Annotated in this window: 5 protein-coding genes; 2 read left to right on the top strand and 3 right to left on the bottom strand. The window is 68.4% G+C overall.

The window, feature by feature from the left end; genetic code table 11:
* Nucleotides 1-94: 94 nt before the first annotated feature.
* From ALA01S_RS21880 to ALA01S_RS21870, 3 genes are read right to left on the bottom strand one after another with little or no spacing between them, the layout of a single operon-like run.
* Nucleotides 95-1645: an FAD-binding oxidoreductase gene (locus tag ALA01S_RS21880; RefSeq protein WP_066341019.1), complete on the bottom strand. Its 1551-nt coding sequence runs from the start codon at nucleotides 1643-1645 to the stop codon at nucleotides 95-97.
* Between the two features lie 30 nt (nucleotides 1646-1675).
* Nucleotides 1676-2203, bottom strand: a complete 528-nt coding sequence (locus tag ALA01S_RS21875; protein WP_066341017.1) for a hypothetical protein — start codon at nucleotides 2201-2203, stop codon at nucleotides 1676-1678.
* The gene (locus ALA01S_RS21870; RefSeq protein WP_066341016.1) at nucleotides 2200-2535 is read right to left on the bottom strand and encodes a c-type cytochrome; all 336 of its coding nucleotides are present in this window, start codon (nucleotides 2533-2535) and stop codon (nucleotides 2200-2202) included. The genes ALA01S_RS21875 and ALA01S_RS21870 overlap by 4 nt, the downstream gene beginning before the upstream one ends.
* Nucleotides 2536-2781: 246 nt before the next feature.
* On the opposite strand from ALA01S_RS21870, the gene ALA01S_RS21865 reads away from it, so the two are divergent.
* Nucleotides 2782-4521 carry a sigma-54-dependent Fis family transcriptional regulator gene (locus ALA01S_RS21865; RefSeq protein WP_066341014.1) on the top strand — a complete coding sequence of 580 codons (1740 nt, stop codon included), beginning with the start codon at nucleotides 2782-2784 and terminating at the stop codon, nucleotides 4519-4521.
* A 490-nt stretch (nucleotides 4522-5011) separates the two neighbouring features.
* Nucleotides 5012-7003, top strand: coding sequence for a TonB-dependent receptor plug domain-containing protein (locus ALA01S_RS21860; RefSeq protein ID WP_157119178.1), 1992 nt, complete (start codon nucleotides 5012-5014; stop codon nucleotides 7001-7003).
* Nucleotides 7004-7009 lie beyond the last annotated feature (6 nt).

The raw sequence follows: 7009 nt of genomic DNA, 5'->3' as shown, positions 1-7009 counted from the left end.
GGCGCTCGAACGTGGCGCCGCCCGTGGCGCCCACGCGCTCGCCGCCGATGAGCATGGCGATTGTTTTCATGGGATGTCTCCTCGTCGTTGTGCTTCAGATGCGGATGCCCGACTTGCCCGGGGCCAGGATGCCGTTGGGGTCCAGCGCGCGCTTGAGGCGCCGCTCCACGTCACGCTTGACCGGGCCGTAGGTGCTGGCCACGCGCTCCTGGAAGGCGGTGTTGACGCGGTAGACGCCGTAGCCCTGTTTCTCGAACTCGTCGAGCAGCTCGTGGAAGCAGGCGTTGGCGCGCTTCGTTTCCTCGGGGTTGGAGCGGTCGTAGAGCACGTCGATGACGTGGTGCATGTCGCGCCAGCCGACGATGAATTCGCCCACGTAGTCCAGGCCGTGCTTGTTGAGGATGCGCGTGGCCAGCTCCACCTGCTTGCCGCACTCGCTGCCGCGGGCCTGGCTCACCGGGGCGAACCACATCGAGCCGCCGCCGCCGCGCCAGTTGTAGAGGCCGAACTCCTGCAGGTTGGGCACGCCCGACATCAGCTCCGCGCGGTACTTGAAGGGCTGCGTCCCGCCGGCCTCCTCCTCGGTGATGAGCTGGCCCTTGCCGGAGCCCTGGACCACCTGGGTGATGATTTTCCAGTTGACGTCCACCTGCTCCTGCGTGCCGTAGAGCGCGGCGTACACGTTCCAGGCGCCCAGGCCCTTGTCCTTCTTGATGCGGTCAATCACGGCCTGCGGCGTGGCGCCGGAGGCCTGGGTGTAGTCGGCGCGGCGCACGTTGGCGCCGCCGGCCTCCCACAGCGTGCCGGCGATCACGACGGCGTTTGGGATGACCTGCGCGATGCGCAACGGGCGCAGCAACTCCACGATGTCGCCGATGTCCGCCTCGTCGTCGAACTTGATGGCAAAGGGCTTGAACACCGGCGGCTTGGGCATCAGCCAGAAGCCCATCTTCGTGCAGATGCCGTAGTTGCTCTGCGTGAACATGCCGTCCAGCGTCGGACCGTAGCCCCACTTGAAGACCTGCCACGCCTTGTCGCCGGGGATGCTGCCCATGCCGGTGCGCAGCACCTGGCCGTCGGCCAGCACCACTTCCATGCCGCACTGCATGAGGAAGTGCTCGCCGTAGGGCGTGTAGCCCACGCCGCGGTCCATGGTGTTGCCCACCGGGCCGGCGATGGCCGAGGGCGCCGGGAACGAGAGCATCAGCGGCAGCTTCTTCTCCTGGATGTAGTCGTAGAGCTGCTGGTAGGTCACACCGGGCTCGACCAGCGCGGTGCACAGGTCCGGGTCGACGTGCAGGATCCGGTTCATGCGCCGCAGGTCCAGTACCACTTGGCCGCGCTCGCCCGGAGCGGCCGAGCCGTAGCCGAAGTTGCGGCCGGTGGAGATGGTCCACACCGGGATGCGGTGCTCGTTGCAAACGCGCACGACACCTTGCACCTCCTCGACGCTGGAGGCCAGCAGCACGGCCGAGGGCGCGTGCTGCTTCTCGTCCACGGCCATCATGACCTTCATGTAGGGCGCCAGGTGCTCGGCCTTGGTGAGCACGTTGTCGGCGCCCAGGATGCGGGTGAACTTGGCGATGGCGGTGTCGAGGTCGCGCTCGGTGCGGCCCTTGGGCAGGGCCACGTACTTGTCAGCCATGGGGTTGTCTCCTCGTGGGCGGTGTTCGGTTCAGATCAGGCAGGCCAGCGCGATGCACGGTGCGCCGGCCGCCGTGGCGGGCGAGGTCGGCAATGGCGCTCCCGACGCCAGGGCCAGGCCCAGCGCACGGGCGTGCGCGGCGCCGGCCAGGGTGGGGGCCAGGCGCTGGGACTCGAAGGCCAGCAGCCGGGCACCCCGCGCGCGCAGCAACTCCAGCGCGAGGGCCGCGCCGGCGTCGTCCAGCAGTGCGACGACCAGCCGCGGCGTATTCCCGTCCAGACGCGAGGCCAGGTGCGCCAGCGTCACGGCGTCGAGCGCGGGGAGCCGCGCGGTACGTTCGCGCAGGCCACCCGAGGCCTGGGCGGCCTGCGCCACGCCGTCGAGAAAGGCAGCGTCCAGCGCGCCGCCGCCCACCAGGGGCAGCAGCCGGTGCGGCAGGTCCGTGATCGGCTCATCGACCATGTGCGTGGGCGCATCGGCGGCGCGGGCCTGCAGCGTCCAGCCCAGCGGAGCAGCCGCGGCCAGGACCTTCAGCAGCGATCGGCGGCCGGCACTCATGGGCGCGCTCCCGGCGCGGCCGGCGTGGCAGCGAGGTACTCGCCCAGCGCTTGCAGCGTCGGGTCGTCGATGTCGGAGAAGCGGAAGGCCGGCATGGCGTTGCGGCCGCTGCGGGCCAGGGCCACGTAGAAGGCCGCGGGCAGCCCCCGGCCGGTGATCACGGGGCCAATGCCGGTCTCGTGGCAGCGGGCGCAGACCTGTGCATAGAAGCGCTGGGCGCGCGCCTGGGCTTCAGGCGCGGCAGGGGGCGAGGGCGGCTGGGCGAAGGCGCTGCCGCACAGCAGCAGCCCTGGCAGCAGCAGGCGCGCTCTGCGGGAGGGAGGTCGGTGCATCGGGAGTCTCCAGGTGCTGCACGAAGGCGAGCACAGGGCCCGGTGCCCCAGGCTTGTCTCCTTCGTGTCGTTGCGGGCCGGTCGTCATCGCCGGCCTCGACACCTGTTTCGCAAGCGCAATGCCAAGCGGACCTGGAAAGCTCATACGATATGAATCAACGGCTTAGATTCGTTTTGAGAGATTGATTTTGATCAATAAGGGTTTGCTTGATCAATTTTTGATCATCACATTCTTAGCATAGCGGGATGAACCCAAAACCTTCCCGGCTGCGTCTGAGCCAGCTCCGGCCCGGTTCGGCACGCACCATCGCCGACCTGGATTCGAGTGCCAGCCCGACGCTGACAGAGCTTTCGGAGACGCTGCGCTTCTCGCCCGGCGACGGGCGCATCTGGATCGAAGACCAGCGCGCGCTGCTGCTGCGCAGCGCGACCTACGGGATGTTGCGGCGCGAGCTCGTTGCCAGCGTCGGCCCGGCCCAGGCGCGGTCCCTTTTCACGCGGGTGGGCTACAACGCCGGCGCTCGCGACGCCGGGCTGGTGCGGCGCAACTGGCCGGACAGCAACCCGGCCAATGCCTTCGAGGCCGGCCCGCGCATGCACGCGCTCGAAGGCATGGTGCGGCCACAATCGCTGCGCTTCGAGTTCGACATCGCGCGCGGCGAGTTCTACTCCGAGCACTTGTGGTTCGACTCGGTGGAGGACGACGAACACATTGCCGCGTTCGGCATCGGCAGCGAGAGCGCATGCTGGATGCTCGTCGGCTATGCCAGCGGCTACGCCAGCGCCTTCATGGGCAAGCGCGTGCTCTACCGGGAGGTCGAGTGCCGCTCCCTGGGCCACGAGGCCTGCCGCATCGTTGGCCGCCCGGCCGACCAATGGGACGACGCCGAGGAGGACCTGCGCTACTTCGAGCCCGTGGCCTCGGCGCAGGACGTGCGCCGGCGGCTGCAGGTGGCCACGCGCCCGGTTCTGCCCGAGGCAGTGACCCGGGCCGAGCGCGAGGGCGAGCCCATCGGCATCTCGGCGGCCATCAGCGCCGCGCGCCATCTCATCGAGCGCGTCGCGCCCACGCAGGCTACCGTGCTCTTTACCGGCGCCTCGGGCGTGGGCAAGGAGCTTTTTGCGCGCACGCTGCACCGCATCAGCCCGCGCCACGACCAGCCCTTCATCGCGCTGAACTGCGCAGCGATACCGGACGCACTGGTCGAGGCCGAGATCTTCGGTGTCGAGCGCGGTGCCTACACCGGCGCCACCGCCTCGCGCCCCGGGCGCTTCGAGCGCGCGCAGCGCGGCACGCTGTTTCTCGACGAGATCGCCTCGCTGAGCCTGGCCGCGCAGGGCAAGCTCCTGCGCGCGCTGCAGGAGCGCGTGATCGAGCGCGTGGGCGGCACACGCGAGATCACGGTGGACGTGCGGGTGGTGGCCGCCAGCAACATGGACCTGCGCCAGGAAGTGGCGGCCGGTCGCTTCCGGCAGGACCTGCTGTTCCGGCTCAACGTGTTCCCGATCACGCTGCCGCCGCTCAAGGAGCGGCGCGACGACATCCCGTTGTTGATGGAGGCCTTCCTGCGCCGCTACGGCGCTCAGCATGGGCGGCGCGTGCCCGGCTTCACACCGCAGGCCGTGCGCGCGCTGGTGCAGTACGACTTCCCGGGCAACGTGCGTGAGCTGCAGAACCTGGTGGAGCGTGCCGTCATCCTGGTGGACCCCGACGAGCCCATCGACGTGCACCATCTCTTTCGCAGCGGCGAGATGCCCGGCGTCACGCTTGCGCTCGGCGCCGGCGGGCGGCTGGTGCAAGGAGCGAAGGACACCGCGCCGGTGGATTCGAAGGCGCTTTCGGCTGCGGCACCCGACACGCCTGCCCAGCAGTACGCGCAGGTGCTGCGCGAGACCCGCTACAACGTGGCCGAAGCTGCGCGCCGGCTGGGCTTGACCCGGCCGCAGCTCGCGTACCGGCTGCGCAAGCTCGGATTGGACAAGTAGCCCGCCGAAATTCAGATGCGTACGCATCTAAATTGACATAAATACGATTGTCCTGCTGCTGGCACTCGTTGACGTGCATCCGGGCAGGTGCATACCGGAGCAGCCTTGCGTCTCAAATTGTGGAACTCGAGGATTTGTGGATTTGTGGTCGTGCCACCGAACCCTGCCCGCCTACGCCTGCCGGACAGGAATGTGACTCCTCTGTGAACTTGTGGCCGCTGGCTTGCTGCGCCGCATCAAGCCGCGCCGTGGGCTGTCGATAGCAGCCTGAGCGGCTCGTGTCCCGAACAAGGCATGCCGCAACCGGTCGTCGCGGCGGCGTGCCATCCCCGGCTGCACGGGCTCCAGAAGGTCAAAGAATGTCCAAGAAATTTCGTCATGGGAGCGGTGCGGGCAACAAGGCTCCCCATGCGGCACCACGTCCCCCCGCAGTGGGCCGACGTCCTGTGACGAACGCCAGGCCTTCGGCGTGCAGCGTCTGCAGCGCGTCATGAGCGGCCTGTCTTGTCGCCACGGGATGCACACGCGCGTCTTGGCGGTGGCGCTCACCACGATGGCCCTGTCCTGCGCCGGTTCGCGGGCCGCAGCGAGCACCGACTTGACGGCGGTTGGCCTGGAGGAACTGCTGGCTTTGAAGGTGGTCGGCGCTTCCAAGTACGAGCAGCGCCAATCCGACGTGGCCGCGGCGGTGAGCGTGATCACGCGCGAGGACATCCGCAGCTTCGGCTGGCGCACCCTGGATGAGGCGCTGGCCACGCTGCCGAGCGTGCACACGACCTATGACCGCCAGTACAAGTACCTGGGCACGCGGGGTTTCGGCCTGCCCGGGGACTTCAACACCCGCGTGCTCGTCACCATCAACGGCAACCGCGTCAACGATTCGACCTTTGACGCCGGGCCGATTGGCCGGCAGTTTCCGCTCGACATGGACTTGGTCGAACGCATCGAGTTCATCTCCGGCCCGGGCGGCGCCGTCTACGGCCAGAACGCGATGTTCGGTGTCGTCAACGTCGTCACGCGTACCGGCATGGACATGGACGCCGCGGAGCTCGCCTTGCGCGCACAGCGCCCGCAGGGAGCGCGCGAAAGGCGCGTGAGCTTCGGCAAGCGCCTGGACGATGGGCTGGACCTGCTGGCGTCCGTGTCGGCCTTGAACGCACGCGGCCAGGACCATTTCCTGGATTTCGGCGCATCCGGGGTATCGGGCGTCGCCCATGGCATGGACGGCGAGCGTGACCGCGAGCTTTTCTTGCGCCTGTCCCGTGGCGCCTGGTCCGTCGACCTGGTCAGCGGCAATGACCACAAGGACGACCCCACGGCCGTCTACCTGGGCGTCCCGCTGGTGCCTGGGCAGTTCCAGCGCAACCGCTACACGCTGGCCCAGCTGCAGTACCAGGGCGGTCGGCCCGAGGACGCGCTGCAGTTGCATGGCCGGCTTTTCGCCGGGCAGCAAAACTACGTGGGCCACTTCAACTACGACACGACGCTCTACACCCCGTCCATCAGCGACTGGCGCGGGGCCGAGTGGCAACTGATCTACAGCGGCTGGGAGACGCACCGGTTGATGCTGGGCGTGGAGATCCAGGACAACTGGCGGATCGATCAGGCCATCACCGCCCCTGCCAAGCCCGCCGACGATGTCACGATCCACAGTCCGGGCTGGCGAGCCGGTGTCTACTTGCAGGACGAATGGCGCCTGGCTGATGCGCTGCGCGCCACACTGGGCCTGCGCGTGGATCGCAACAATGCCACCGGTACCCAGGCCAGCCCGCGGCTGGGGCTGATCTGGCAGGCCTCTGCGGTGACCACGCTCAAGGCGCTGTACGGCCGGGCGCACAGGGCACCCAATGCCTTCGAGCGCGACTACAGCGATGGCGTGGCACAAGTGGGCAATCCTGCCCTCCGAGGCGAAAGCATCGACACGCTGGAGATCATGGCCGATCACCGCGTCAGCAACGATCTGCTGCTGCGCGGTTCGGCATACCAATGGCGGATGGCCGATCTCGTCATCCTGGGGCTCGATCCGGCCAGCGGGTTGGCGCAATACCAGTCGGGCAAGCGGCTCCAGGCCAAGGGACTGGAGCTTTCGGCCGACCAGGTCTGGTCCTGGGGAGGCCGGCTGCGCGGCAGCGTCTCGATGCAGGAAGTACGAGACGCCGGCGGCGCCCGGATCGTGAATTCCCCACCGCTGTTGGGCAAGCTCAACTTTTCGGCACCCCTGCCCCTGGCCGGCCTGCGCCTGGGTTGGGAACTGCAGTTCGACGGCTCCCGGCGCACGCTCGCCGGCCATGAGACCGGCGGCTACGCGGTATCGAATCTGCACCTGAGCACGGCACGCCTGTTCCCGGGCCTGGAGCTTGGCCTGGCCATGCGCAACTTGTTCGACAAGCGCTATGAGCACCCGGCAGCCGACATCAACTGGCAAGACTCGCTGGCGCAGGACGGGCGCAGCCTGCGTGTTGAAGCGCGCTACAGGTTCTGACGAAGC

It is taken from the genome of Azohydromonas lata NBRC 102462, from assembly GCF_001571085.1.
Classification (GTDB): Bacteria; Pseudomonadota; Gammaproteobacteria; order Burkholderiales; family Burkholderiaceae_C; genus Azohydromonas; species Azohydromonas lata.
Note: the sequence above shows the minus strand (reverse complement) of the source record. Positions and strands in the feature narration are given on the sequence as shown.